At 57.7% G+C, this 24,359-nt stretch carries 24 protein-coding genes; 9 read left to right on the top strand and 15 right to left on the bottom strand.

All coding sequences use genetic code 11. The annotated features are described in order from the left end of the window. Window positions 1-10 precede the first annotated feature (10 nt). The 4 genes from J122_RS01040 to J122_RS01025 all read right to left on the bottom strand — a co-directional run bounded on the left by J122_RS01040 (window position 11) and on the right by J122_RS01025 (window position 3,658). Window positions 11-1,309 carry a TRAP transporter large permease gene (locus J122_RS01040; protein ID WP_061330750.1) on the bottom strand — a complete coding sequence of 433 codons (1,299 nt, stop codon included), beginning with the start codon at window positions 1,307-1,309 and terminating at the stop codon, window positions 11-13. Next, window positions 1,306-1,851, bottom strand: coding sequence for a TRAP transporter small permease subunit (locus J122_RS01035; protein WP_061330749.1), 546 nt, complete (start codon window positions 1,849-1,851; stop codon window positions 1,306-1,308). The genes J122_RS01040 and J122_RS01035 overlap by 4 nt, the downstream gene beginning before the upstream one ends. Window positions 1,852-1,951: 100 nt before the next feature. Further along, complete coding sequence (locus tag J122_RS01030; RefSeq protein ID WP_061330748.1) at window positions 1,952-3,028, bottom strand: TRAP transporter substrate-binding protein; 1,077 nt, start codon at window positions 3,026-3,028, stop codon at window positions 1,952-1,954. Window positions 3,029-3,199: 171 nt separating this feature from the next. Beyond that, window positions 3,200-3,658, bottom strand: coding sequence for a hypothetical protein (locus tag J122_RS01025; protein WP_061330747.1), 459 nt, complete (start codon window positions 3,656-3,658; stop codon window positions 3,200-3,202). 107 nt (window positions 3,659-3,765) lie between these two features. Here J122_RS01025 and J122_RS01020 point away from each other — a divergent pair, with 107 nt between their 5' ends. Further along, window positions 3,766-4,881 carry an SLC13 family permease gene (locus tag J122_RS01020; protein ID WP_061330746.1) on the top strand — a complete coding sequence of 372 codons (1,116 nt, stop codon included), beginning with the start codon at window positions 3,766-3,768 and terminating at the stop codon, window positions 4,879-4,881. A 14-nt stretch (window positions 4,882-4,895) separates the two neighbouring features. Here the strand turns inward: J122_RS01020 and J122_RS01015 are convergent, their stop codons facing one another. Beyond that, the gene (locus J122_RS01015; RefSeq protein ID WP_061330745.1) at window positions 4,896-5,951 is read right to left on the bottom strand and encodes an acyltransferase family protein; all 1,056 of its coding nucleotides are present in this window, start codon (window positions 5,949-5,951) and stop codon (window positions 4,896-4,898) included. Window positions 5,952-6,131: 180 nt separating this feature from the next. On the opposite strand from J122_RS01015, the gene J122_RS01010 reads away from it, so the two are divergent. Next, window positions 6,132-7,199, top strand: coding sequence for a beta-N-acetylglucosaminidase domain-containing protein (locus J122_RS01010; RefSeq protein ID WP_061330744.1), 1,068 nt, complete (start codon window positions 6,132-6,134; stop codon window positions 7,197-7,199). Window positions 7,200-7,206: 7 nt separating this feature from the next. On the opposite strand, the gene J122_RS01005 is transcribed toward J122_RS01010, so the two are convergent. The 3 genes from J122_RS01005 to J122_RS00995 are packed head-to-tail and all read right to left on the bottom strand — an operon-like array spanning window position 7,207 to window position 9,161. Further along, window positions 7,207-7,914 (bottom strand): SIMPL domain-containing protein, encoded by a 708-nt coding sequence (locus J122_RS01005; protein ID WP_061330743.1) that lies wholly within the window; start codon window positions 7,912-7,914, stop codon window positions 7,207-7,209. A gap of 29 nt (window positions 7,915-7,943) precedes the next feature. Further along, window positions 7,944-8,963, bottom strand: a complete 1,020-nt coding sequence (locus J122_RS01000; protein WP_082780479.1) for a ChaN family lipoprotein — start codon at window positions 8,961-8,963, stop codon at window positions 7,944-7,946. 9 nt (window positions 8,964-8,972) lie between these two features. After that, window positions 8,973-9,161 carry a hypothetical protein gene (locus tag J122_RS00995; protein ID WP_061330742.1) on the bottom strand — a complete coding sequence of 63 codons (189 nt, stop codon included), beginning with the start codon at window positions 9,159-9,161 and terminating at the stop codon, window positions 8,973-8,975. 98 nt (window positions 9,162-9,259) lie between these two features. On the opposite strand from J122_RS00995, the gene dauA reads away from it, so the two are divergent. Further along, window positions 9,260-11,005, top strand: coding sequence for a C4-dicarboxylic acid transporter DauA (dauA, locus tag J122_RS00990; RefSeq protein WP_061330741.1), 1,746 nt, complete (start codon window positions 9,260-9,262; stop codon window positions 11,003-11,005). 5 nt (window positions 11,006-11,010) lie between these two features. Here dauA and J122_RS00985 read toward each other — a convergent pair whose 3' ends face one another. Beyond that, window positions 11,011-12,252 carry a hypothetical protein gene (locus tag J122_RS00985; protein WP_156471707.1) on the bottom strand — a complete coding sequence of 414 codons (1,242 nt, stop codon included), beginning with the start codon at window positions 12,250-12,252 and terminating at the stop codon, window positions 11,011-11,013. Window positions 12,253-12,327: 75 nt separating this feature from the next. Here J122_RS00985 and J122_RS00980 point away from each other — a divergent pair, with 75 nt between their 5' ends. Further along, the gene (locus J122_RS00980; protein ID WP_061330739.1) at window positions 12,328-14,271 is read left to right on the top strand and encodes a CASTOR/POLLUX-related putative ion channel; all 1,944 of its coding nucleotides are present in this window, start codon (window positions 12,328-12,330) and stop codon (window positions 14,269-14,271) included. 6 nt (window positions 14,272-14,277) lie between these two features. Here J122_RS00980 and J122_RS00975 read toward each other — a convergent pair whose 3' ends face one another. The 4 genes from J122_RS00975 to J122_RS00960 are packed head-to-tail and all read right to left on the bottom strand — an operon-like array spanning window position 14,278 to window position 16,914. Beyond that, window positions 14,278-14,649, bottom strand: coding sequence for a P-II family nitrogen regulator (locus J122_RS00975; protein ID WP_061330738.1), 372 nt, complete (start codon window positions 14,647-14,649; stop codon window positions 14,278-14,280). Between the two features lie 28 nt (window positions 14,650-14,677). After that, window positions 14,678-15,067, bottom strand: coding sequence for a CBS domain-containing protein (locus J122_RS00970; RefSeq protein ID WP_058092434.1), 390 nt, complete (start codon window positions 15,065-15,067; stop codon window positions 14,678-14,680). 12 nt (window positions 15,068-15,079) lie between these two features. Continuing rightward, on the bottom strand, window positions 15,080-15,430 hold the full coding sequence (locus tag J122_RS00965) for a hypothetical protein (protein WP_058092435.1): 351 nt from the start codon (window positions 15,428-15,430) through the stop codon (window positions 15,080-15,082). Then, window positions 15,427-16,914, bottom strand: a complete 1,488-nt coding sequence (locus tag J122_RS00960; protein WP_058092436.1) for a DUF1538 domain-containing protein — start codon at window positions 16,912-16,914, stop codon at window positions 15,427-15,429. Before J122_RS00960 ends, J122_RS00965 begins: the two co-directional genes overlap by 4 nt. A gap of 309 nt (window positions 16,915-17,223) precedes the next feature. Here J122_RS00960 and J122_RS00955 point away from each other — a divergent pair, with 309 nt between their 5' ends. From J122_RS00955 to J122_RS00935, 5 genes are all read left to right on the top strand, one after another. After that, the gene (locus J122_RS00955) at window positions 17,224-18,816 is read left to right on the top strand and encodes an isocitrate lyase (protein WP_061330737.1); all 1,593 of its coding nucleotides are present in this window, start codon (window positions 17,224-17,226) and stop codon (window positions 18,814-18,816) included. A gap of 382 nt (window positions 18,817-19,198) precedes the next feature. Beyond that, window positions 19,199-20,098, top strand: coding sequence for a hypothetical protein (locus J122_RS00950; RefSeq protein WP_061330736.1), 900 nt, complete (start codon window positions 19,199-19,201; stop codon window positions 20,096-20,098). A 60-nt stretch (window positions 20,099-20,158) separates the two neighbouring features. Further along, entirely contained in the window at window positions 20,159-20,494 is a 336-nt protein-coding gene (locus tag J122_RS00945; protein WP_058092439.1) for a hypothetical protein, read from the top strand. Window positions 20,495-20,509: 15 nt separating this feature from the next. Beyond that, entirely contained in the window at window positions 20,510-21,202 is a 693-nt protein-coding gene (locus tag J122_RS00940) for a C39 family peptidase (protein ID WP_058092440.1), read from the top strand. A 4-nt stretch (window positions 21,203-21,206) separates the two neighbouring features. Further along, window positions 21,207-21,671, top strand: coding sequence for a hypothetical protein (locus tag J122_RS00935; protein ID WP_058092441.1), 465 nt, complete (start codon window positions 21,207-21,209; stop codon window positions 21,669-21,671). 7 nt (window positions 21,672-21,678) lie between these two features. Here J122_RS00935 and J122_RS00930 read toward each other — a convergent pair whose 3' ends face one another. After that, window positions 21,679-22,743: a transporter gene (locus tag J122_RS00930; RefSeq protein ID WP_058092442.1), complete on the bottom strand. Its 1,065-nt coding sequence runs from the start codon at window positions 22,741-22,743 to the stop codon at window positions 21,679-21,681. Beyond that, window positions 22,740-24,125 carry a sigma-54-dependent transcriptional regulator gene (locus tag J122_RS00925; protein ID WP_061330735.1) on the bottom strand — a complete coding sequence of 462 codons (1,386 nt, stop codon included), beginning with the start codon at window positions 24,123-24,125 and terminating at the stop codon, window positions 22,740-22,742. Before J122_RS00925 ends, J122_RS00930 begins: the two co-directional genes overlap by 4 nt. Window positions 24,126-24,359: the final 234 nt, after the last annotated feature.

Genomic DNA, 24,359 nt, shown 5'->3' with positions numbered 1-24,359 from the left:
GCCTGACAGGTCAGTAGGTGGAGCTCATGCCGAACCATTCCGGGAAGATGACGATCAGCGCCAGCACCAGAATCTGGATCAGTATGAATGGCACAATGCCTTTGTAGATATCGATCGTTCGGACATTCGGTGGTGCCACCCCCTTAAGGTAGAACAGTGAGAATCCAAAGGGTGGTGTCAGGAAACTGGTTTGCAGGTTCATGGCTACCAGAATGGCAAACCACAGCATGTTAATGCCCAGGGCTTCGGCTACCGGCGCCAGGATGGGCACGATGATGAAGGAAATCTCTACGAAGTCGATGAAGAAACCAAGAATCAGGATGACCAGCATGGCCAGAATGATGAAGCCCCATTGCTCGCCCGGCAGCATCAGCAGCCATTCCTCCAGCAGATAGTCGCCGCCGGTGTAACTGAACACCATGGAGAAGGCCGTGGCTCCAATCAGAATGGCGAAGACCATCGCAGTAACGCTGACTGTATCCTTCGCCGCATCCCAGACCATCTTGAACGAGAACTGACGGTAGATGAGCGCCAGTACCACCGCGCCGATACCGCCCAGGGCTGAAGACTCAGTGGGGGTGGCAATGCCGGTGAAGATGGAGCCAAGCACCACGATGATTAATGCAAGCGGAGGGATAATTGCCAGCAGGGCATCGCGTATCTCTTTGCCCCGGCTAATGCTGTCGTCATCCTTGGGCATTGCAGGTGCGGTCTGCGGCTTTAACCGGGTAAGGATAAGTATGTAAACAATGTACAGGCCGATAAGAAGCACACCAGGTCCCACGGCAGCCCTGAACAGGTCGCCAACGGGCAGCCCCAGTACATCACCTAGAATGATCAGTATGATGGAGGGGGGAACTATCTGCCCCAGGGTGCCAGAAGCGCAAATCGTGCCGGTTGCCAGCCGTTTGTCGTATTTGTGCGCAAGCATGACCGGGAGTGATATCAGGCCCATGGCCACTACGCTGGCGCCAACCACGCCGGTCGAGGCGGCCAGCAGCGCGCCCACAAGAATGGTGGAAATGGCCAAACCACCCGGCAAGCCGCCAAACAAGCGACCCATGGAGGTGAGCAGTTGCTCAGCCAATTTGGTGCGCTGCAGTACTACCCCCATAAAGATGAACAAGGGCACCGCCATCAGTACCGTATTCTGCATCACGCTCATGATGCGGTACGGCATGAAGGCAAACAGATCCATGCCCTCGGCATAGATACCGAACACCAGAGCCACACCACCAAACGTAAAGGCCACGGGGAAACCGAACATCAGCATGATCAGGGCCACGCCGAACATAATCATACCGATCATGCCAGGCCTCCCGCGCTATGCTCGCCCACGTATTCCTTCTCGCCCGCCAGCACCCGAATGGCATAGGTCACCATATTCAGGCCGGCGGTGGCCATGAATACGGCACTCAATGGTATCACCGCTTTGATCACCCAGCGGTGAGGCAGGCCACCTGGGTCACCACTGCCTTCGCCCATCTGGTAGGAATCCAGGGCGAAGCTGTAACCGTAACGGCCGATCAGGTAGGCAAAGGGAATGACAAAAATCAGCGAACCCAGAATATTGACCCAGGCCTTGGTCTTGTTACTCCAGCGGGTATAGAACACGTCTACCCGAACGTGGCCATCCGTGCGCAGGGCGTAGGGAATACCCAGCAGAAAAACCACGGAATACAGATGCCATTCCATTTCCTGCATGGCGATGGACACATCGTTGAAGACGTAACGGGCAACGACATCGTAGAAAACGTTCACGGCCATCAGGATCATGGCCAGGCAGGCAATCACGCCGCACAGTTTCGAGAGCCAGGCCAGGCTCTTGTCGAGTTTGATTATCCAGTACATGGAACTTCGTCCTCCGCAAAGCGGATGCGTATCTGTGAAACGAAAAAACCGGGATCACTGCGTTGAGCGATCCCGGCTCTGTTACTTGAAGGCCTCAATTTTACTCGATTTCAGCCATGGTATTGAGATAGGCGTTATCAGAAATGCGAGTGTACGCTCGGGAATCCCGTTGGTAGTCCTCAAGAGACTTTACGATACGCGCAGCCTGCTCATTGTTGCCGGCGGCTTCCTTGAGCAATTTCTGATTGGCGTCATACATGGCCTGGAAAACATCGTCTGGGAAATTCTTGATCTGTACGTTGGGGTAGTCTTGCTTGATGTTGGCCCATGCCTTGGCGTTTTCATGCTGTGAGTGAATCAACATATCGTAGGCGGCGGTACGCATGGCAACGCGCAGGATTTCCTGCAGGTCTGCTGGCAGCCGCTCCCAGACACGCTTGTTGATCAGGAACTGCAGTTCGGTGGCAGGCTCATGCCAGCCAGTGTAGTAATAGTCCGCGATCTGGTGGAAGCCCAGACGGAGATCGAGTGCTGGACCTACCCACTCCAGGGCGTCGATGGTGTTGCGCTCAAGGGCTGTATAGAGTTCGCCGGGAGCGATATTGGTGGGGTTAACGCCTACTTCCGCAAACACCTCTCCGGCAAAGCCTGGAATACGCATTTTCAGACCTTTCAGGTCGTCCAGTGATTTGATTTCCTTGCGGAACCAGCCGCCCATCTGGTTGCCTGTGTTGCCGCCGGGGAAGGACAGCATGTTGTGAGGTTCGTACACCTCCTGCATCAGGTCCATGCCATCGCCATAATAGAACCAGGCGTATTGCTCAAGGGCTGTCATGCCAAAGGGCATGCTGGTGAAGAATAGTGTGTTGGGTACCTTGCCTTTCCAGTAATAGGAGGCAGAGTGACCCATGTCGTACTGACCGGCTTTGACCATGTCAAAAACGCCGAGCGGGGCCTTGTGCTTGTTGGCAGAATCGATCCGGATTTTCAGCCGGCCGTTGGACATTTTTTCCGCCATCTGGGCCATGCTTTTGGTGGCATCTCCAAATATCGGAAAGTTAGGTCCCCAGGTTTCTGCAAGTTTGAGGGTGAAGGTGTCTTGGGCGAGCGCCTGAGTGGCGGCAAAGGTAGTTGCCACAGCCAGCACAGCCGCGGAAAGAACAGAACGGATCTTCATTGCTCTTCTATCCTCTGGTTTTATTGTATTTGTCGTTTTCGATGGACCCGGTTCCCTGTAGGAAACCACCGTCCGGACAGTCTAGTTCAGATTAGCAACTACCGCGGCCGTTCTACAGCAAAAAATAACCTATGTACGACATAGGTCTAAGGTCGTTGGGAGGTGAGAAGTTCACACATCCTGCATGCGGCCGATCTGGCTGGCCATGCGCATGGCCTCGTGTTCCTCGAGGGATTTCAGGTCTTCCAGCAGGGTTTTGGCCTCGGGAATCTCGGCTTTACCGATCAGGTTGTCATACAGGTTCATTACCTGGTCGTGGAAATCGAAAATCTCACGGGCAATGCCGGCAAAATCCAGATCGTTGTAGTGGGTGTCGCAGGTGCGTTCATTCTCGATAGGTTTGTGCACGCCATAGTCGTAAAGGCGGGTGTTCATGGCTTTCGAATCGGCCTGTCTTTCATACTCTGCCACGGCTTTTGCCAGCAGGCTTTCATGGCGGCTGATGTAATCCAGCAGGGCGCTGGCCCGTTCGTCCTTGTTCAGGGCGGCCGATTCGTGCAGGCAGCGGGCAAGGTGGGCGTGCAGCTGCCGGGTCCAGTCGATCAGGTCGGCAAAGGTTTTGATTTCCATACAGGTAAACTCCCTTCAAAATGAAGTGGTTCAACAATTTTCTGTAAGTCTAGACGATATTTTCCACCTTCCATGTTGGCGGTCTTTTGATCGGGATCAGGAGCTTGATGAATCCTTCAAAACCTTTTCGTTTTTTGCTGACCCGGCTGACGGAAGATTACCTGTTATTGGCGTTGGTGCTGTCGCTTTTGCCCTTGTTGTGGTTCACCTCGCCAGAGCTGAATGAGCTGGTTGAACTGGTGCATTGGCAAACTCTGGCAGCGTTGACCGGGTTCCTGGTACTGAGTCGAGGGCTGGAGGACAGCGGAGCCCTGGCGCTTGCCGGGGTCTGGCTGGTAGCGCGATTCTGCACCGAACGTGCCCTGGCTCTGACGTTGGTGGGCTTTTCCATGGCGTTGTCGGCGGTGGTCACCAACGACGTGACCCTGTTCATTGTGGTGCCGCTGACCGTAGCACTGTCGTCGGTTGTCAAAATTCCTCTGGGCCGGCTGGTGATCTTCCAGGCCCTGGCGGTGAATGTGGGCTCGGCACTGACCCCCATCGGTAACCCCCAGAACCTGTTTATCTGGCAAACCTGGGAGTTGGGATTCATCGAATTTGTCAGCGCGATGCTGCCGCTGGTGCTTTTGTTGTCGTTGGTGCTGGGGTTGGCGACAGCCCTGGCGTTTCCATCGAGGCCTGTCCGCGTCAGCCTGGTGGCCAGGCTGGCTAAACCAAGGCTGTTGTTGGTGTCTGGCCTCTTGTACCCGGCGTTCATTCTGGCGGCTGAGGCGGGTGGCGTAATCGCCGCCGCGCTGGTGATACTGGTGTTGTATGGGCTGGTATACCGGTCGGTCCTGCGGGGTGTCGACTGGTTGCTGCTGTTAGTGTTCCTGCTGATGTTTGTGAACCTCGGGTTGTTGGCCACCTTGCCAGCGGCTCAAGCTTTTGTGGAGTGGTTGCTGGCCTTGCCCGGAGGGGTGCTGACTGCCTCTGTCCTGATGTCCCAGGTGATGTCGAACGTTCCTGCGGCGATTTTTCTCGCGCCGTTCACCGATGATTGGCGAGCGTTAGCCTGGGGTGTGTCCGTGGGCGGGTTCGGCCTGGCTATCGGGTCGCTGGCCAACCTGATCGCCTTGCGGCTGGCTCGGGTGCAGGGCTTGTGGTTGGCGTTCCATGTCTGGTCCATGCCGGCACTTGCTTTGGGAGTTCTGTCAGCGGTTTTCCTGATCGGGCCCGGCTGATCGCCGCGTCGAAATCATTCTTGAGGGCGCTCCGCCGCAATGACGGTGCGTGCTGTCGGTGTCGGCCGCTTGGCGCGCCATTGTCGGTAATAAGCCAGGGCGGGCTTCTCGATGCCGTAGTGCAGGACAGCGGCCAGGGTAATCGCCACAGCCAGTGCCAGCACCACCCCCAACTGCCCCGGCAGGCCTGCCTGATAGGTCAGGTCGATCAGCCCATAGCCAATGTTCTGATGAACCAGGTACAGCGTATAGGAAATGCTTCCCAGCCAGAGCAGGCTGGGGCGTGACAGCACATTCAGGTGGCCGGCGACCGCCAGTGCGAAAATGCCGTAGCAGGCCAGCACGAAGATATTGAATGGTGCTTTGTAGGCGACCAGGCAATGGCCGATGCTCACGGCCAGCAGCACAACATCGATGGCAGGCAAGCGGCGATCATGATAGGCCCGGTAGATCACCATGCCGCTGATAAAAAGTGGCGCGTAGCGAACAAACAGCAAATCTTTCAGCAGAAAATCCAGGGCGTCCGGAATGGCCTTCCACCAGATAACGCCGGCATAACTGACCAGCACCCAGGCCCAGAGTATCGGCCGAATCCTGCGCCAATCGCCCAGGCCATAGAACAGAAGGGCAATCCACACATAGAAGGTGGCTTCAATCACCAGGCTCCAGTATGCACCGTCAACGTGGGGGTAGCCCAGGTATTCGTGCAACAGCGTCAGGTTCATCAGTGCCGCATCGAAGCTAACCATACGATCCTCCGGCCCGAGCCAGTGGACCATCAGATAGGTGAGCGCAATGCCTGCCCACAAGGCGGGTAGAAGTCGGAAGGCGCGCGCCAGGGCGAATTGACCGGAAGTGCGCGTGCGTTCCAAGGTCATGAAAATGACGAAGCCGCTGAGCATGAAAAACAGGTGCACGCCATAGCGCCCGAAATCCAGGAAACCGGGGCTGTTGAATGAATGGCCGTAGAGCTTTTGGTAGTAAGGCAGGTAATGGAACAGAACCACAGCCAGAGCCGCGAGGCCACGCAGGGCGTCCAGAGCTGTCAGGCGATTTCGGGCATCGTGCATGGTGAGCCGGGTTCCGTTGTGAGTGAGCTAGCAGTTTATCCTGCCGGCTGTCGGGCGCCTATCGCCGGAGTATACGATTGCCTTGCCGGGCACTGACGTTTCGTTCATGGTGATTCGCCCGATCCGGAGTACACTTGAGGATACGATGAGTGAATGCAGTAATCAGGGAGCGAGCATGTCATGACAGTAGAGCTGGGTGTTATTGAAGGTTTCTATGGCCCAATGTGGAGTTGGGCAGAGCGGGGGCGCCTGATGACCTCTCTGGCCGCCCATGGTTACAGCTTTTACCTGTATGCCCCGAAGGCGGACCCCTACCTGCGCCGTCGTTGGCAGGAACCCCACCCTGCAGACCAGGCGGCAGAGCTGGAATCCTTTGCCCGGTTGTGCCGTCGTGAGGGGGTACGTTTCGGGATAGGCCTGAGCCCGTTCGAGATTTTCAACCGGTTTGATGATGCCGCCCGGGAAGCGCTGGCGGCCAAGCTCCGGATGCTCGACAAGGCGGGTATTCAGGAGCTGGCCATCCTGTTTGATGACATGCGCTCTGAAGTGCCAGAGCTGGCCCGAACCCAGGCAGAGATTGTCTGCTGGATTCGGGATAACACCAAGGCCACCACCATTAGCATGTGCCCCACCTACTATTCCGACGATTCGGTGCTCGACCGGGTATTTGGTGAGCGCCCGGCGGATTACCTGGAAACCCTGGGCGCGGAATTGCCAAAAGACGTGCGGGTGTTCTGGACCGGAGAGGAAGTCTGTTCCCGGGAGATTTCACCGGGTCACCTGAAGCGGGTGGGCGATCGCCTGGGCCGCAAACCGGTGCTGTGGGATAACTACCCGGTGAATGATGGCGACCGGATGTCCCGGTACCTGCACCTGCGGGCCTTCACCGGCCGCCCCGCGAACAATGCAGCACATCTGGCCGGCCACGCCATCAATCCGGCATTACAGCCGGCGTTGACGGCGATACCCGCGCTCACTCTGGCGGAATCTTACCGGCAGGGGCCGAACTATCAGTATGGCCAGGCGTTTCATCATGCCGCCCGGGAACTGTTGGGGGTAGACCTTGCCAATCAGCTACAAGCCGATCTGCTGGTGCTGCAGGATACCGGGCTGGGGCGGATCAGTGATGAAAAGAAGCAGGCGCTGATCCACACCTACGATGCCTTTGATCATCCGGCCGCCAACGAGATTCTGCGCTGGCTGGCCGGTGACTATCAGGTGACGGACGAGATGGTGCAAACCCAGTAAACGGACGTTACTCGAGGTAATAGTCGACGGTCGAGACCACACGTACCGTTTTCACCGGCTGCTGCTGTTCCGATACGCCCGGCGCCTGGTCCCGGGCCAGAATCTGGAACACCCCCTGATTGGCCCGGCGCAAACCGCCAACACTGGCGTTGGCATCCCGGGCGAACTGCTGGGCAGCTTCCCGCGCGGAGGCGGTGGCTTCGGCGATCATCGCCGGCTTGATGTCGTTCAGGCCACTGAACAGGTAAGTGGGGCCGCCGGGGCCGTAGTCGGTGGTCAGCAGTACGCCGGAATCCACCAGTTCACTGACGTTTTGGGCCGCCTGGCGAATGCGGTCTATCTGGGTGCTGCGCACCATTAAGGTCTGGTTGATGATGAACTTCTGTTCGCCCTCGCCCTGATAAGGGTTGGCGCGAGTGTCGGTGACATCCAGCCGTTGCAGCTCAACGGCGTTCTTGTCGATCGCCTGTAACTCCAGAAACGCATAGATGGCTTCGCGGCTACTGCGCGCTTTTTCCTGCGCTTGTTCCAGGGTGTTGCCCGTGGCCACAAAGCGGATTGGCCAGAGTGCCAGGTCGGCCTGCACCTCCCGTTCGGCAACGCCTTTGACGGTGACATAGCGATCCGACGTTTTCAGGCCGGTGAGCCCTTCTTTCAATAACGAGGCAGAGAGAACAAGGCTTATGCCCAGGATAATGGCAACAACAACTTTCATGGTTCAGTCCCTTGTGTGAATCAACGTGCCTATTCTGTGATGCACTGGACCTCTGGTCCACTGCTAAAACGTTCCCGCATGGCGTTCTGCCGCCGATCCGTGTCCCGGAATTCCGGTGGCAGGGGTTGGATCAGATACAGGTAATCGCCCTTGTCGAGGTTGCCGGCCAACGGTGCTTGTCGTTCCTCGTTTGGCCAGAACACTGGACTGATCACCACCACGGAAAGCTCCGGCGCCTGTTGTTTAAGCAAGGCCACGGTGCCGAGCCCCTGCTCACTGTGGAAGGTGCCTGTCAGGTGCACTACCTGGTGGTCCGGATGCTGTTTATGAGCCTGCAGGATGCGCATGGCCATGGTGTTGTCGCGTAGCAGTTGGGCGTTGTAGGTGTTATCCATGCGCTCGGCCATGGAGGGATCGCCCTGGCCGTGGCTGCCGCTGATGGCCTCGACAAACTTTTCCCGGTAGGCGGGGGTGTCCCGGAACGGCTGCTCAGGCAGTGTTTGCCGTTGGTCGGCGGGCAGGCGCTCGAGGTAGTCCGTGCCAGTGCGGCCCACGCAACGAACCACATCGGCAGGGGCGTTGGCGGCAACAACGGGAAGATCATGGCGCCGGGAGAATTCCACCAGCGGCCGGTAAGAGCCCCGGTAGTTGTCCCAGGCGTTGGCGTCTTCGATCATCTCGGTTTCGCCGGTCATGCCCGCCAGATAACTGTCTAGCGCCGGCTGATCATCCAGATTGAACTGCTCCAGGGTCAGCACCTGGCGCGGACGCTGTTGGTAGAGCCGTTGCTGTAACCGGGCCTGCAGAAGGTGCGAAGCCTGGTGGCCATGATATTCGCCAATCACCACCACATCGGTGCTGGCCAGTGCGCGGGCCAGACTGTCGATAGTGACTGGCTGGCTTGAATGGCTGTCGAACAGTACGCTGTCATACAGGGTTTGTGGTTGCGCGGGCTCTGTGCCGGACGGTTTGGGTAGCTGGGCACAACCGGTCGTTAGCGCCAGGCAGAGGGCCAGCACAGGGGAGCGAAAGCACTTGGGTGTGGTCATCGGCAATGCTCACTCAGGTTTGTCGGTGCGCCCTTTGCGCCAGTCTTCGCCCAGTCTCTGCTCGACGTATTCGCGGATAAACTGGCGGACTTTCTGTGAAGGAGTAACATCCTCTGCCTTGCACAGTTCCTCAAAGACCGCTTTCTTCTCCGGATCGATCAGTAGCGTCAATCGGGCTGTTCGGTTTTCCTTAGTCATAAGTAGCAGTGCTCACGGCATGTTAATCAGGTTAACATTGAGTGTAATTTTCGTGAGCATATAATGACTGGGTCATCGTCGCAACCGGGAAAAGGTTTATGTCGCACCGCGCTCATCTGTTCTCTCTAAGGGGCGCTCACGCCTTCCGTGAAGCCTGTGTGGATGAGCGTTATACCGGTGGCCGCTTTCTGAAAGACCTGATGGCCGGTGTTACCGTCGGCATTATTGCCATCCCCCTGGCCATGGCGCTGGCCATCGCCAGTGGCGTTGCCCCCCAGTATGGTCTGTATACCGCCTTTATTGCCGGTTTTGTGATTGCCCTGTTTGGCGGCAGCCGTTACAGCATCTCCGGGCCCACGGCGGCGTTCGTGGTGATTCTGTACCCCATTGCCCAGAGCTACGGCCTGGGTGGTCTGCTGCTGGCCACCCTGATGTCCGGGGTGTTGCTGGTGATTATGGCGGTGATGCGCCTGGGCCGCTTTATCGAGTATATCCCGGAATCCGTCACCCTGGGATTCACCGGCGGTATTGCGGTGGTGATCGCCACCCTGCAGGTGAAAGACTTTTTCGGCCTGTCGGTCGAGACCATGCCGGAGCAATACTGGGACGAGCTGGCGGTGCTGGCTCAGCAGTTACCGGCCCTGGATTCCATGAGTACACTGATAGCCGCCATTACCCTGGCGGTTATGTTGCTCTGGCCCAGGCTGAAAACGCCGGTGCCGCCGCATTTGCCTGCGGTGATTATCGGCAGCCTGCTGGCGATCTGGTTCAATGCCAATGGGGCTGCGATAGAAACCATCGGTTCCCGGTTCAGTTACCTGTTGCCCGATGGCAGTACCGGTGCCGGCATTCCGCCGTTTCTTCCCGAATTTGCCTGGCCCTGGCAGCAACTGAATGCCCAGGGCGAGCCGGTGGGCCTGTCCTGGAATATGGTCCGCGAGCTGCTGCCGGCGGCCTTTGCTATTGCCATGCTCGGAGCTATCGAGTCTTTGCTGTGTGCCGTGGTGCTGGATGGCATGACCGGCAAACGCCACAGCGCCAACAGCGAACTGATGGGGCAGGGCATCGGCAACATTGTGGTGCCGTTTTTCGGCGGTATTACCGCCACCGCCGCCATTGCCCGCTCAGCTGCCAACTATCGGGCCGGGGCCCAGTCACCGGTGGCTGCTATGGTGCATGCCCTGGTGGTGTTGCTGGCGCTGGTGTCGCTGGCCGGTATTCTGGCATACCTGCCCATGCCGGCCATGGCTGCGCTGCTGATCATGGTGGCCTGGAACATGAGCGAGGCCCCCAAGGCCGTGCATCTGCTGAAAACCGCCCCGCGCAGCGATGTGCTGGTGTTTTTTACCTGTTTTGGCCTGACCGTGGCGCTGGATATGGTCATTGCCATTACCACCGGTGTCTTGTTGGCGGCGGTGCTGTTCATGCGTGAAATGGCTCAGATGACCAAGGTGACAGACATCAGCGATAACAAACGGGTAGTGCAGGCCGGGCTGCCGAAAGGCTGGCGGGTGTTCAAGATCAATGGCCCGCTGTTCTTTGCCGCCGCTGACCGGGTTTTTGGTGAGCTTGCGGATCTGTCCCGGGAAACCCGGGGCTTTGTGTTGTACATGGATGGCGTGACCGTGCTGGATGCCGGCGGCCTGGCGGCGTTGAACAAACTGATTGACCAGTGCCGGAAAAACGGTACCGAAATCATGATCGCTGACCTTCAGTTTCAGCCCCTTCGGGCCCTGGCCCGGGCTGGGCTGAAGCCGGAACCGGGGGTCAGTAGCTTTTATCCATCGCTGGCCGCCGCTCTGGAAACCCTCAATACCCGTCGCAGTGCCCCGCAGATGGTTTGATCCGCTTACAGCGGCCAGTGCAGTTGCAGGTTGCCGCCGCCAAACCCGAATTTGTGCAGGTAGAAGGTGGGGTTCAGGGTTAACACTGCCTGGTTGCTGGCGCTCAGTCGGGTTTCAATAGGCACGGCCAGCTTGCCGGTAAAGCCGGTATGCCGGCGTTGTTCCTCCTCCTGTTCAAAGGTTTGCCGGATTTCGGGCGCACTCAGGTAAATGCCCGGGCTGATGCTGGTGTTCTGGCTGGCGCTCAGGGTGATCTCGGCGAAGACCGTTGGCTCCCGGCGTCGAATGCGCCCCTCATCATTCAGCGCTCTTCCGAAATATCCGGTTTCATCCAGTTGCAGCCAGGCCACTCCAACCGTGGGGGAGAGGCGGTGCGACACCAGGGTGGCGGAGCCCCGGGCCTTCAGGTGATCCCGCTCGAATCCGGTGGCCCTGTTTTCATCGCTCCGCTGTAGCGTGTAATCCCGCCGTGTGCGCTCACCTTCCAGGTGTAACCCGATCAGCCAGTCTCCGGTTTGCTGGCGGTGGCTGATGGCTCCGCGCTGGGTTTCGTTGCTGACAGCCAGCTCCTGGCGCTGGCTGATGAACCGGGAATCCGGGGACAGGTTGAGCGATACCGTCGTACCCTCCACGGCAGTGGATCCTTGGTGATGCCACTGCAGAAAATAGGACTGCGGCTTTTTGCTGAAACGGTCGGCGGTATCGGTTTTTTCGTTGAAGTAGTAATCCGGTAGTATCACAGAGGCGTGCAGCCAGCTCTGGCTGTCGAGGTGATGGCGCGCGCTAAGATAAATGTCCGATTCCGCTTTGTCGGAGAACACATCGCCTTGCAGCCACACTTCTGTGCGCTCGCCAATGTTCTGGCGGAAGCCTACCAACTGCCGCTGATAGGGACCGTCCAGATCCTCCGCCCGCTGGATATCGAGCAGAAAGCCGTTCTGATCATCGCGAAACCCGAAATCCTGGCGGTAGCGGAAGTCGAAATACAGCCGGCGGCTGCTGACACTGCCGCCGGTACCGCGGATGCCGTTGTCCATGGCGGTCGGTAACGCCTGACGGTGATCAAACGTCAGCTCGTGAAGGAAGCGCTCGGTGTCATAGGCTTCATCCCGGCCCAGTACCACTGCATCGGACCTCCAGGGTTGCGGGATATGAGCATTGCTGGCGCTTGCGGTGCCGGAGAGGGTGATTGCCAGTGCCAGGATCATCCGACGGGAGGCAGGGCTTCGGGTTGAAGTTGTTGTCATGGATTGAGGTCACCTTCCTGACAGGCTTTGTTCTATCCTATGTCCAACACTGATGATTCGCAAAAAAGGACCCCCATGTTGCCATTCCGGGTTGTTGACCGTCTGAAGTTCATTGTCGAGCGCCAACTTGTCAAAGGGGCTGGATTCCAGTTACTGGTTGTCGGCTTCTTTATTGGGCTTATTTCGCTGATCGGCGGGATGCTTGTGGTGCCCCAGGGGGGAGAGTTCGACGACCCGGGCTCGGCTGTCTGGTGGGCGTTTCTGAGGCTGACCGACCCGGGTTATCTGGGCGACGATGTGGGTACCTGGCAACGGGTGGTCTCCACATTGCTGACCGTGCTCGGTTACGTGGTGTTTATGGGTACCCTGGTGGCCATCCTGACCCGCTGGTTGATTGCGAAGATGGAAGAGCTGGAGCGGGGCCTGACACCAGTCACCCTGAAGAACCACTTTGTAGTGCTTGGCTGGACAGCTCAAACGCCGCCACTGGTGGCTGAGCTGTTCAGCTCTACCGGTCGGATGCAGCGTTTTCTGGAGAAGCACGACACACAGAAGTTACGGTTGGTAGTTCTGGCCGAAGAAGCCAGTGCAGAGCAGGCTCACGAGCTGGGGAATGAGCCCGGTGTTGGGCGCCGGGCCCGGGAGGTGATTCTTCGCAGTGGCTCGGCCATCCAGCCGGACGCCTTGCACCGGGTAGCGTGTCTGGATGCCGCTGCGGTGATTGTGCCAAGCCAGGTTCACGATGCCGGAAGCTTGGTGACGTCAGATGTGGAAACCGTCAAGGCGCTGTTGTCCATCGCTGCCCAGGCTCGCCATCTGAACGCCCCCCTTCCGTTTGTCGTGGCTGAGATACAGGACATGCGCAAACTGTCGGTGATTGAACGTGCCTATCCGGGGGCGGTAGAGGTGGTGGCCGGCGATGTCACCATCAGCAGGTTGATGGTGCAGAACGTACTGCATCCCCATCTTTCTGAGGTCTATAACGAACTGCTAACCGCGGGAGAAGGCAGTGAAATTTTTGTCCGGGGCGGTGAAACCGCCGAAGGCTTGAGCCTGGGCGAACTGGCGACCCAACGCCCGAGTGCCATTGTTCTTGGATTGTTGCAGCCCGCCGGTAGCGGCTGGAACGTCAACCTGCTGGCACCCGCAGACACGATTATTCGCCGCGAAGACCGCGTGGTGCTGTTGGCCAGAGATTACGAGCATACGGGGGCAGACCCGAAAGCGGAACCGCTGCCTGTTGTTGAAAGGACCGCTGCACGGCCCCACACAACTGGCGGTTCGGGGGCTCACCGGGTACTGGTTTTGGGCTGGAACCGCCGGGTACCCAGCCTGGCGGCGGAGTTCAGCAGTTACAAAGGGCGCAAATTCATGTTGAACATGGTGTCTGCCACCCCATTAAAAGAACGCCAGCGAGAAATTGACCGTTACGGCGTTGATCTTGAAGCCATCGACGGTCAGTTGCTGGAAGCTGACTACATGGTGGAAGACGATCTGCGAAAACTGAACCCCGCCAGCTACGATACGGTCATTCTGCTGAGCAGTGACCGCCTTGGTTCCGGGGAAGAGGCCGATGCCAGGGCCATGGTTGGTTACCTGCAGCTGGAAGAGATTCTGGCCGAGGCGCCCCGGCGCCCGCAGGTAATCATGGAGTTGAGTGATCCCAACAACCGCCAGCTGCTCTATGGCCACCAGAGTGAGATGCTGATCAGCCCGATGATCCTGAGCCACGTTCTGGCTCAGGTAGCCCTGCGTCGCGAACTCCGGGTAGTGTTGGATGAGTTGTTTACTGTGGGTGGTGCCGAGATTCAGTTTCGCGATCCCCACGATTACCCGTTGCCGGCGAGCGCGGATTTTCAGCTGCTTGAAAAAATTGTCGCCGCCAGCGGTGATGTTGCCCTGGGCGTTTATCGTGCAAAGGCTAATGAATTGGGGCGGCACCTTCAGCTGAATCCGCCACGAAAACAGTTCCTGGAGCTGCAGCCACAAGACCGGATCGTGGTGTTGGGAACCAGCTGAACGGGTTCAGGTGGCACCGACTTTGTGGTCCGGACCGGGGGGGACTTTTTGGGCCAGTGACTTGACGTGATCGCTCAAACCCACCGCCTGCTCAATATCGATGACCAGCGCGATGCCGGTACTAAGGCTTTCATCCAGTTTGCCGGCATTGCGGACAGCCGCCAGCACAGGGTCAACCCGGCGGCTTTCTACGAGAATCAGCAGTACATCTCTCGGGTCCAGTATTTCCAGTCCGAAAATACCCAGGGTTTTCTTCAGGCCCTGGCCTCGGGCATTGGTAATAATGGTAGCTCCGGTTGCTCCTGCTTCCCGGGAGGCGTCCAGTACCTTATCGGTTTTGTCCTCATCGACAAAAACCATCAGCAACTTGAATTCCATGGTGCTCTCCAGTGACTTGTTTCAGAAGCTATTCAACCTGTTCAAGCAACACCGCCATAATGTCGTCCATGGTGACAAAGCCCAGCAGATCATTGTCCTCCAGTACCAGGATGCGTTTTACCCGGTGTTCGGTCATCAGGCTGGCGACCTGGCGAACAGCGAGACTTTTCCCTACCGAGATTGCCGGCTTGGCGCAGGCGTCGTAAACGTTCAGCAGGTCAATGTCACCTTCTTCGGCAACAACGGTCTTGAGCACATTGGTGTAGGTAATCAGGCCGTAGGCATCATTTGGGTGCTGTTTCTCGACCACCAGGGATTTCACGTTATGCTTCTTCATCAGGCTCAGGGCTTCCCGCAGCTTGGCGAAGGGGGAAACACAAACCACGTCGGTAACCATGACCTCTTTGACCAGTTTCATCTCCGGTGCTCCTTAGATATTTTCTTTCAGATGCTGTTCAAACTTCTGGAACTGGGACATATCAATGCCGCCCAGGTGTTCCAGCGGCAGGGTGAATACCAGTCCCTGGGAATCGTTTTCCGCCGGCATCAAAAGTTTTTGAATGGATTTGAGTATCTGCAAGGACAGGCCCTTTTCCAGAACCATCACCAGCACACTCTGGCTGCCGTCGTAGGTCAGGCCAAAGAAGGTCTTCTTGGCCGTGTTGCTGATGCCCCGGCCGGAAAGCACGGTAATGCCGCCGGCGCCCAGATCGCGGGCGGCATCTATGCATTCCTGTTCCTGGTCTTCCGGAACAATGGCTACGAGAACGGAAAATTTCATGGTCGCACCTCTCTGCGGTCTGTCAGCCATTGCATGACAATGGCGTAGAGCATCACCGTAACAATAGGAAAGATAGAAGCGAAAGCAATCAGGCCGAAGCCATCAATCAACACACTTCGGCCCTCGATATTGGTGGCCAGGCCAATGCCGAGGGCGGTCACCAGGGGCACGGTCACCTCGGAGGTGGTCACCCCGCCCAGATCGTAGGCCAGGGCCACGATATATTTCGGGGCCAGGGCGGTCAGGATGATGACTACCGTGTAGCCACCCATAATGTAGTAATGCATGGAGCCGCCAACAATGATCCGGTGCACCCCGATGCTGATGCCAACGGCCACGCCCAGGGCAACCAGAATGCGAATGGCATTACCGTTGATCCGCCCGGAGGCGGCCTCTTCGGCCTGCTTGCCCACAGCGAGCAGGGCCGGCTCGGCCATGGTGGTGGCAAATCCGATCATAAAGGCGAACAGATAGATGAAGCCGAACCTCTCGAGCTCAATCAGCTGCTCCGCCATGCTGGTGCCAATCGGGAACAGGCCCATCTTGAGGCCGACGACAAAGGCATACAGGCCCAGAATAACCAACAAAAATCCGAACAGGATCTTCGGCGGATTGGACAAGCCCCGGCGCAGGACGATGTACTGGAAGAACAGAATGGTTAGGATGATGGGCAGCACGTCCCGGAACATCTCCGCCAGCTCCAACAGCATTTTCAGGGCGCCGGAGATGGCTTCGCCTTCGTCCTGCAGGAGCATGGGGCCCGCTTCGTCGGATACGCCGCCGCTGTAAACCACGATGCCGTAGAGTTGCACAGTAATCATGGGCACCATGACCGCCAGGGCCACCAGGCCAAAGCCATCGGTGAGCGGATTGCGGCCCCGAATGGAAGCGGCCAGGCCGATGCCCAGGGCAGCAATAAGCGGCACGGTAACAATGTTGGTGGTGACTCCACCGGAGTCGTAGGCCAGCCCGACAATTTCTTCCGGAGCGAACCAGGTGACGATGACCACGGTGATGTAACCGATGATCATGAACCAGTGCAGCGGGTAGCCGAAGATGGTCCGGAACACGCCGAGGGCGATCACCACGCCAACCGACGTGGCGACCAGAAGCCGGAGGGTGAGAGCGTCAATCTTGCCTTCGCTGATCTCCTGGGCCTGTTGGGCTACGGCAATCAGGGCGGGCTCTGCCACCACGGCGGAGAAACCCATGGCGAAACCAAACGAGAGCAGGATAGGTACCGACCCCCGCTTGGCAAACTGGTTGGACAGGCTTTTGCCCACCGGGAAAATAGACAGCTCAAGGCCCTGAAGGAACAGGGCGACACCGGCAGCAACAATCAGCAGGCCAATGGCCATGCTGAGTGTATTGTCCGGCATCTGCTGAAGTACGACCAACTGGAAGAACACAACCACCGCAATAATCGGAAACAGATTCTTCAGTGCGTGCAGCAGCGAGTGGCCGAAAGCGCGGATGTAGAACACCGGATACCTCTGTTACCCGTCGTCGCCGGGGCGTGATATTAATCAAGTGGCTGAATCATAGCATGTTATAGCGTGGCCAAAATGACCGGGCTCAAGAACGGCTCTGGTCTACCGGCTTATCCATTTTTGGTATTCACCAGAAAAATGCCGAAAATACACCATATAAATTTCAATTATAAATCGGAAAGCACTAAAGTTACGCCCAACGTCATCCCCTGCCGGGTTGTATGAGCAGGCGGTTGGCTCCGGAGGCTGCTGGCAGCAGCGTTTCCGACCCTTTTGAACACTAACGTAGAAAGGATAGAGACCATGCCCTACGCACAAGACGTCGACCAGATTGCTTCCATCCTGAAGCAGAACCCGACCTGGAATGCTATCAACCCGAAGCACGCTGCCCGCATGCGCGCCCAGAACAAATTCAAGACTGGTCTGGACATCGCCAAGTACACCGCCAAGATCATGCGCGAAGACATGGCTGCTTACGACGCCGATTCTTCCCAGTACACCCAGTCTCTGGGTTGCTGGCACGGTTTCATCGGCCAGCAGAAGCTGATCTCCATCAAGAAGCACTTCGGTACCACCAAGCGTCGTTACCTGTACCTGTCTGGCTGGATGGTTGCTGCCCTGCGTTCCGAGTTCGGCCCGCTGCCTGACCAGTCCATGCACGAGAAGACTGCGGTTTCTGGCCTGATCGAAGAGCTGTACACCTTCCTGCGCCAGGCTGACGCATGGGAACTGAACCACCTGTTCCGTGCCCTGGAAGAAGCTGAAAACGCCGGCGACACCGCCAAGGCTGCCGAGCTGATCAAGCAGATCGACAACCACGAAACTCACGTTGTGCCGATCATTGCCGACATCGATGCTGGTTTCGGTAACGCAGAAGCGACCTACCTGCTGGCCAAGCAGATGATCGAAGCCGGTGCTTGCTGTATCCAGATCGAGAACCAGGTATCTGACGAGAAGCAGTGTGGCCACCAGGACGGTAAAGTAACCGTTCCCCACGCCGACTTCCTGTCCAAGATCAACGCGGTTCGTCTGGCGTTCCTGGAACTGGGTGTGGACGACGGCGTGATCGTTGCCCGTACTGACTCCCTGGGTGCTGGTCTGACCAAGCAGATCGCTGTAACCAACGAGCCGGGTGACCTGGGTGACCAGTACAACAGCTTCCTGGACGGCGAGTACATCGAAGACGCTTCCCAGATCGAGAACGGCGACGTTGTGATCAAGTCCAACGGCAAGCTGCTGAAGCCGAAGCGTCTGGCCTCTGGCCTGTTCTGCTTCAAGCCGGGCTCTGGCGAAGACCGTGTTGTTCTGGACTGTATCACCAGCCTGCAGAACGGTGCAGACATGCTGTGGATTGAGACCGAGAAGCCGCACGTTGGTCAGATCGCTGCCATGGTTAACCGCATCAAGGAAGTAGTGCCCGACGCCAAGCTGGTTTACAACAACAGCCCGTCCTTCAACTGGACCCTGAACTTCCGTCAGCAGGTATTCGATGCCATGAAGGAAGAAGGCAAGGATGTATCTGCTTACGACCGCGCCAAGCTGATGAGCGCCGAGTACGACAACACTGAGCTGGGCCAGCTGGCTGACGAGTGGTGCCGTAACTTCCAGCGTGATGCGTCCCGTGAAGCGGGTGTGTTCCACCACCTGATCACCCTGCCGACGTACCACACTGCGGCTCTGTCTACCGACAACCTGGCCAAGGGCTACTTCGGTGACGAAGGCATGCTGGCGTACGTTGAAGGTGTTCAGCGCAAGGAAATCCGTCAGGGCATCGCCACTGTGAAGCACCAGGACATGGCCGGTTCCAACATCGGTGATGACCACAAAGAGTTCTTCGCTGGTGAAGCGGCTCTGAAGGCCGGTGGTAAAGACAACACCATGAACCAGTTCGGTTAATCGACCGGTTCCGGTTGTCCGGCAGGCACGCGGTGCCTGCCAGCTACCAGAGACCCCGCAAGGCTTTTGCTTTGCGGGGTTTTGTTTTTTTTAACACGTCTGATTTTGGCTATCTGCCTGATTCCCCGCCTTTCTTTTTTGTTTGTCCAAGTGTCGTTAAAACCTGCTGTTTCAGTAATGGAACAGGTCGTCCTGGTGTTCGCTCTGGTGTCGAGCAGAATCACTCCTGAAAATCTATACAAATCAGATAGATAAAAGCTGTCTGGTAAGGTTGGCACGGTAATCGCTCCAATACATGAGCGGGTCTGGACCTTGGCTTACCCGGTTGCTGGCGGGTTGGGTCGGATTCCTCAAAGCCAACAAACTCAAAGGAAATGACATCATGAATACCAAGAAAAGTCTGCTAGCAGCTGCCATCGCCATGAGCATGGGTATCTCCGGTTACGCTGTGGCACAACAGGGAGGAGACGGCGACCCCAACAACAACGCCAATGACAATTCCTCTGCCAACACCAATTATTCCGGAAACACGGATTCCGGTAACGACAACTCCACCGACAACTCCGATAACTCGAACAATTCAGACAACAGCACCGATGTGTCTGACTCGTTCAAGATTGCCGACAGTGGCAACAACATGTCGGATAATTCGAACAATTCGGATAACTCCAATAATTCCGATAACTCGGATAATTCGGACAACAGCACCAATGTTGCCGACGCCTTCAAGATTGCCGATAGCGGCAATACCGATGCATCGGACAACTCCGACAACTCCGACAATTCGGATAACAGCACCAATGTCAGCGATTCCTTCAAGATCGCCGACAGCGGTAACACCGACAACTCGGATCATTCAGACAATTCGGATAACTCCGATAACTCTGACAATTCCGACAACAGCACTAACATCAGCGATTCGTTCAAGATTGCTGACAGTGGCAACAGTGACAGTTCCGATAACTCCACCAACGCCACTGATTCCTACAACACCGACAGCAGCGACAATTCAGATAACAGCACCACCACGCTGAATCTGTCCCTGGAAGTGTTCATGAACGATGCCGAGCTCAATGGCTCTGTATCGGGGACCAACGTCACCTACGGCAGTGCTAACGGTGAAAGCTCCTATGTGGATACCCGGGCCTCCAATGAGATTTCCGGTGGCTCCGCTAACTTCACTGGTGTCGGAGCCTTCGCCCAGAACGCGGGCGTGGGCAGCGTGACTCAGGCCAACGTCAGTGTGATGTCCAACCTCAACGCGGGTGGTGGCACCAACTGAGGCAATCAGGGCTGCTCCGGGTGTTGAACCGGGCAGCCCTGTGTTGTCGGGAGATGTGTCATGACAAGGTGCGTCACGCTTTTACTGGTACTGGGCAGCCTGTTTGCCATAACGGCGAACGCGGGTGACTGGCCCGATGTAGAACCACTGAGTGCCGAACAGCTGGATTCCGCCAGCGGTCGCCAGGGCATCTCCATGCAATGGCAGCTGAATGAAACCCAGCAGAATGGTCTGGTCAGTGGCAACGTACTGTCCGGCCCGGTGATTACCGGCGACAACCGGATCAGCGACCACGCCTTCGACAATATGAACGGCGTTGCCACGGTGATTCAGAACAGTGGTAATCAGGTCGTCATCCAGGACAGTACCCAGATCAACATACTCATCAACCATTGAAACCGGAGGCGGGCCATGGCGGGAATACGACAGCTGGTGACGGGTGTTCTGGCGACCCTGCTGTGGCCTTCGGCTTTTGCCGGAACCGTGTTGGTTCCCGGCCCCGGGGGCGATGTGCAGGTTAGTGTCAGCAGTTTTCTGGACCAGCGATACCAGGATGTCTTCCGGCAACAGTACGATTTCAGCTGTGGCTCTGCAGCGCTGGCCACCTTGTTGTCGTTTCACTATGACCACCCGGTCAATGAACAGGAGGTGTTCATCGGGATGCTGGCCATCGCCGATGAAGACAAGGTTCGTCGGGAAGGTTTCTCCATGCTCGATATGAAGCGCTACCTGGAAGCGGAGGGGTATCAGGCCGACGGATTCCGGCTGCCCCTGAGTGGACTGCGAGAACAGGTACGTGTGCCGGTGATTGCCCTTGTGACCCTGGGGGGCTACCGGCATTTTGTGGTTATCCGGGGCATAAGTGAGCGCGAGGTGTTGGTGGCAGACCCCGCCCGGGGTTTGAAGGCCTATAGTTGGGCTGAATTCGAGCAAAGCTGGGATGGCTCAGCGTTCGTGATTCGTAGCCATCTGGACCAGGGGCGGTCCAGCTTCCTGGCAGACGGCCAATGGCCTGGACTGGCCCGGGCACCGCTGTTCAAAGGTCTCAAGGGGCCGGGTGTTGGCCATACCTTGCCCTATTGGCCCAGCGCACAGGAGTGGTGAGATCATGACAAAGGGTACCGGTCTATCCATGGTTTTTCTGCTGGTGGCACCGCTCGCCTGGTCCGACATGCGGGTGTCAGCACCTCCACTCAGCGACAACGAACTGGCCGAATTACGGGGCGGATTTGTGCTGGATAATCTGGAGATTGCCATTGGCCTAGAGCAGGTGGTGGCGGTCAATGGGGATACCCTGGTGGTCAACAGACTGCAGATTCCCGACCTGAATCGCCCGGTGTCCAATGCCTGGAGTAGCCAGATGGAAACCGTGCTGTCCGCGAACGTCCCCGGCTTGCAGGGGCTGGAGCTGGTGTCTGGCGCGGCGGGTAATGGGGGCTGGATGACTGTGATCCAGAACAGCCTCAACAGCACGGTCATTCAGAACACCCGGCAGCTGAATATTGAACTCAACAACCTGGGTGGCGCCTATCGCCTGCCCAGAGACTCCGGCCTGCCTCTGATCCTGCCCTGATTGCCGGTTAAAGGTTGATCGGCAGTTTCAGTGTGATTTCACTGTTAGGTGCGTTATCGGTAACGCCAACGGCGACTGTCAGGCTCAGGGTGGTTGCTGGTGATAACCGATGAGACAGGCCGAAGGACAGTGAACCTACCTGAATACGATCAAAATTGGCGGCGAACAGATCGTTGTTGTGTTCAAAGGTGGTTTTACGAATCACCGAGTGGTCGTAGCCGAGGCTGAAAGACGTCCGTTCGTTAAACGCAAAGCCCATGCCGAATCCGAAGCGGACCACGTCGCCCGGGTCTACGGTGCCGCCATTTTCAAAGCCCTGTTCCTCCTTGATGGTCCAGACGTAACTGAGGTTGCCAAACAGCACAGCCGGGTCGGTCGGGTAAATGAACGAGAGGCCAGGTTCGACCGACCAGAAGCCGGATCCTGTCGGCCGTTCTGCCAGTTCGATGCCGATGGGGTTGCCGCTGTTGTCGGTGAGCACCCGTTGTTTGACGTCGTAAGGGCCGTCGCCGGTCGGGGCTTTGGCTCGGAACACTCCGATCAGATAGGGCCAGCCATCGAGCCCGTCGTTGAGCTGGTAACGCACGGCCAGTTCAACATCGCCAAGTCCTTCACCGGACGATTCTCGCAGGGTGTCTACCGGCGTACCCTGGAAAATCTCCCTTTCCCGAAGATCCTCCCGGATACTCAGGTATGGTACCCGAACGCTGCCCTCAAACCGGCTGGTGAACCCATACTTCAGGGACACGGCGCTGACGAAAATGTCTCGCTGAATTTCGGAGATGTTGATCAGGCCAATCAGCAACGCGGGAATGATGGTGTAGCCCTCCACCGCAACCCGAGTGGCGTTACTGTGGGCGTGGGAGAACGAGGGCTCGATGGTGAAGCGGCCGGGCCGGGTCACTATGCCCCGATCTGCAGTGATTGAGGCGATGTCCGTTGCGGTATCCTGAACGGCCTGTTGTTGGGCGGCATCCGTGGTTGTTCTGGGCCTGGCGTCTGGTTCAGGTGGCGCGGCATTGGCTGTGCTTGCCAGGGCTGCGGCTAACGCTATCGGGGTCAGTGGTTTCATGTTCGGTCTCCTTGCCCTCTGCCGGGGTTCAGGTTGATGCTGGAAGGGAGCTGCAGGTTGTGCTTTTCGAGTAGCCGGTAAAACGACACCCGGGAAATCTTCAGTAGGCGAGCGGCGGCGGAAACGTTCTGGTGGGTAAGCGACAGGCTGGTGGAGATAGCCTGCTCCTCAGCCCTGGCTCGGAACGCCTCAAGGGTGAACCGGTCTGGTTGGGCAGGGGCGCCGGTTGGCTCCAGCCCCAGATCTTCGGGCGTAATATGCAGTGACTTAGTCATCAGCACCGCCTGGCGGATTCGATTCTGCAATTCTCGGAGGTTGCCCGGCCAGCTATGGCGAGCCAGAGTAACCAGGGTGTCGCTTCCGATCTGATATTGGCTTCCATCGCAGGCATCCAGCGCTCGGCGGGCCAGGAATGGAATGTCCTCGAGGCGTTCTTTCAAGGTAGGCAATGTCACGCTCAGATTGCCCAGCCGGTAGAACACATCGGATCGAAACAGCCCCTGTTCCACCCTCTTTTCCAGGGGCACGCTGCAGGTTGCGATGATGCGGACGTTGACCTTTATCGGGCGACTGGCGCCGACAGGCTCAATGATACCGTCCTGAAGGAATCGCAGGATCGCTGATTGCTGTTCCAGGCTTAGTTCATCGGCGCCGGTGAGGATCAGGGTGCCGCCATCGGCTGCAGCGATCCGGCCCATGCGCTTGTTCAAGGCGTGGGTAAAGGCCCCCCGTTCGTGTCCGAACAGCTCGCTCTGGGTTAATGAAGCGGGCAGGGCGGCGCAGTTTACATTGACCAGGGCCTGCGTGCGCCGATCGGAGTGCTCGTGGGCGAAGCGTGCCGCCGCCTCTTTGCCGGTTCCGCTGGCGCCGTAGATCAGCAACGGCTCGTTGGTGATGGAGAACTTGCGAACCAGGCTGCGGGCCATGCGAATGGCACTGGAAGGACCCTCCAGCGCGTACTGCTGATAATCACTGGCATGGTCGGAACTGGCCAATGCTTCGGTCAGTTTCGACATGCCCCACATGTGGCCAAGGCTGTCGGACAGGCGGTAGGGGGCGATGGGAAGGGTGTGGTAATCCTGGCAGAATTCCCGAATCAGTTGGCGCACCGCCGGGTGTTGCAGCTGCTCGCGCCGAACCAGGGCGAGCCAGGACGATACCGGTAAAGCCTCCAGCCAGGGCGCGAACAGCGGTAACCCGGCAAGCTCGAGATCGGCAACAACACACACACCCACTGCCAGCCCCCGCCAGTGCGGCAAAATGGCCAGGGATTGGGTATTGATATCAACCGGTACAATCGCCCACTGGGATGTGAGTGATGGCGGTACCGTGTTTTCGCCTGAATCCGCCGACAACCAGACGAGCGGTCGTTTCTGTTCCATAACCTTGCTCCTGCAAAGTGACTGAACAACCGACTGCTTCTGTTGGGAATCTTGGGGGAGCGAATGCGGAAACTGCTATAGTCGACCACGGCCCTGTGACCTGCTGATGAGCTTTGTCATGCAGGCGGAATCCCTGACAACCAGGCAAGCAGATTCTGCACCAGTTCTCTGGGGCGTTGACAATACAGCGAGTTGGAGATGGGTGTGGGGCGCACTGACAAGAGCTCTGTAAGG

This window comes from Marinobacter excellens LAMA 842 (genome assembly GCF_001574445.1).
In the GTDB taxonomy this organism is placed as follows: domain Bacteria; phylum Pseudomonadota; class Gammaproteobacteria; order Pseudomonadales; family Oleiphilaceae; genus Marinobacter; species Marinobacter shengliensis.
Note: the sequence above shows the minus strand (reverse complement) of the source record. Positions and strands in the feature narration are given on the sequence as shown.

Coding starts and splice junctions, on each gene's coding strand:
- J122_RS00980 (WP_061330739.1), top strand. CDS start 12,328: ATGTTGCCATTCCGGGTTGTTGACCGTCTGAAGTTCATTGTCGAGCGC.
- J122_RS00925 (WP_061330735.1), bottom strand. CDS start 24,125: ATGGAACAGAAACGACCGCTCGTCTGGTTGTCGGCGGATTCAGGCGAA.
- J122_RS01035 (WP_061330749.1), bottom strand. CDS start 1,851: ATGTACTGGATAATCAAACTCGACAAGAGCCTGGCCTGGCTCTCGAAA.
- J122_RS01010 (WP_061330744.1), top strand. CDS start 6,132: ATGACAGTAGAGCTGGGTGTTATTGAAGGTTTCTATGGCCCAATGTGG.
- J122_RS00950 (WP_061330736.1), top strand. CDS start 19,199: ATGAATACCAAGAAAAGTCTGCTAGCAGCTGCCATCGCCATGAGCATG.
- dauA (WP_061330741.1), top strand. CDS start 9,260: ATGTCGCACCGCGCTCATCTGTTCTCTCTAAGGGGCGCTCACGCCTTC.
- J122_RS00945 (WP_058092439.1), top strand. CDS start 20,159: ATGACAAGGTGCGTCACGCTTTTACTGGTACTGGGCAGCCTGTTTGCC.
- J122_RS00965 (WP_058092435.1), bottom strand. CDS start 15,430: ATGAAATTTTCCGTTCTCGTAGCCATTGTTCCGGAAGACCAGGAACAG.
- J122_RS01000 (WP_082780479.1), bottom strand. CDS start 8,963: ATGACCACACCCAAGTGCTTTCGCTCCCCTGTGCTGGCCCTCTGCCTG.
- J122_RS01025 (WP_061330747.1), bottom strand. CDS start 3,658: ATGGAAATCAAAACCTTTGCCGACCTGATCGACTGGACCCGGCAGCTG.
- J122_RS00975 (WP_061330738.1), bottom strand. CDS start 14,649: ATGGAATTCAAGTTGCTGATGGTTTTTGTCGATGAGGACAAAACCGAT.
- J122_RS00995 (WP_061330742.1), bottom strand. CDS start 9,161: ATGACTAAGGAAAACCGAACAGCCCGATTGACGCTACTGATCGATCCG.
- J122_RS00940 (WP_058092440.1), top strand. CDS start 20,510: ATGGCGGGAATACGACAGCTGGTGACGGGTGTTCTGGCGACCCTGCTG.
- J122_RS00970 (WP_058092434.1), bottom strand. CDS start 15,067: ATGAAACTGGTCAAAGAGGTCATGGTTACCGACGTGGTTTGTGTTTCC.
- J122_RS00955 (WP_061330737.1), top strand. CDS start 17,224: ATGCCCTACGCACAAGACGTCGACCAGATTGCTTCCATCCTGAAGCAG.
- J122_RS01005 (WP_061330743.1), bottom strand. CDS start 7,914: ATGAAAGTTGTTGTTGCCATTATCCTGGGCATAAGCCTTGTTCTCTCT.
- J122_RS01015 (WP_061330745.1), bottom strand. CDS start 5,951: ATGCACGATGCCCGAAATCGCCTGACAGCTCTGGACGCCCTGCGTGGC.
- J122_RS01030 (WP_061330748.1), bottom strand. CDS start 3,028: ATGAAGATCCGTTCTGTTCTTTCCGCGGCTGTGCTGGCTGTGGCAACT.
- J122_RS00935 (WP_058092441.1), top strand. CDS start 21,207: ATGACAAAGGGTACCGGTCTATCCATGGTTTTTCTGCTGGTGGCACCG.
- J122_RS00930 (WP_058092442.1), bottom strand. CDS start 22,743: ATGAAACCACTGACCCCGATAGCGTTAGCCGCAGCCCTGGCAAGCACA.
- J122_RS01020 (WP_061330746.1), top strand. CDS start 3,766: ATGAATCCTTCAAAACCTTTTCGTTTTTTGCTGACCCGGCTGACGGAA.
- J122_RS01040 (WP_061330750.1), bottom strand. CDS start 1,309: ATGATCGGTATGATTATGTTCGGCGTGGCCCTGATCATGCTGATGTTC.
- J122_RS00985 (WP_156471707.1), bottom strand. CDS start 12,252: ATGACAACAACTTCAACCCGAAGCCCTGCCTCCCGTCGGATGATCCTG.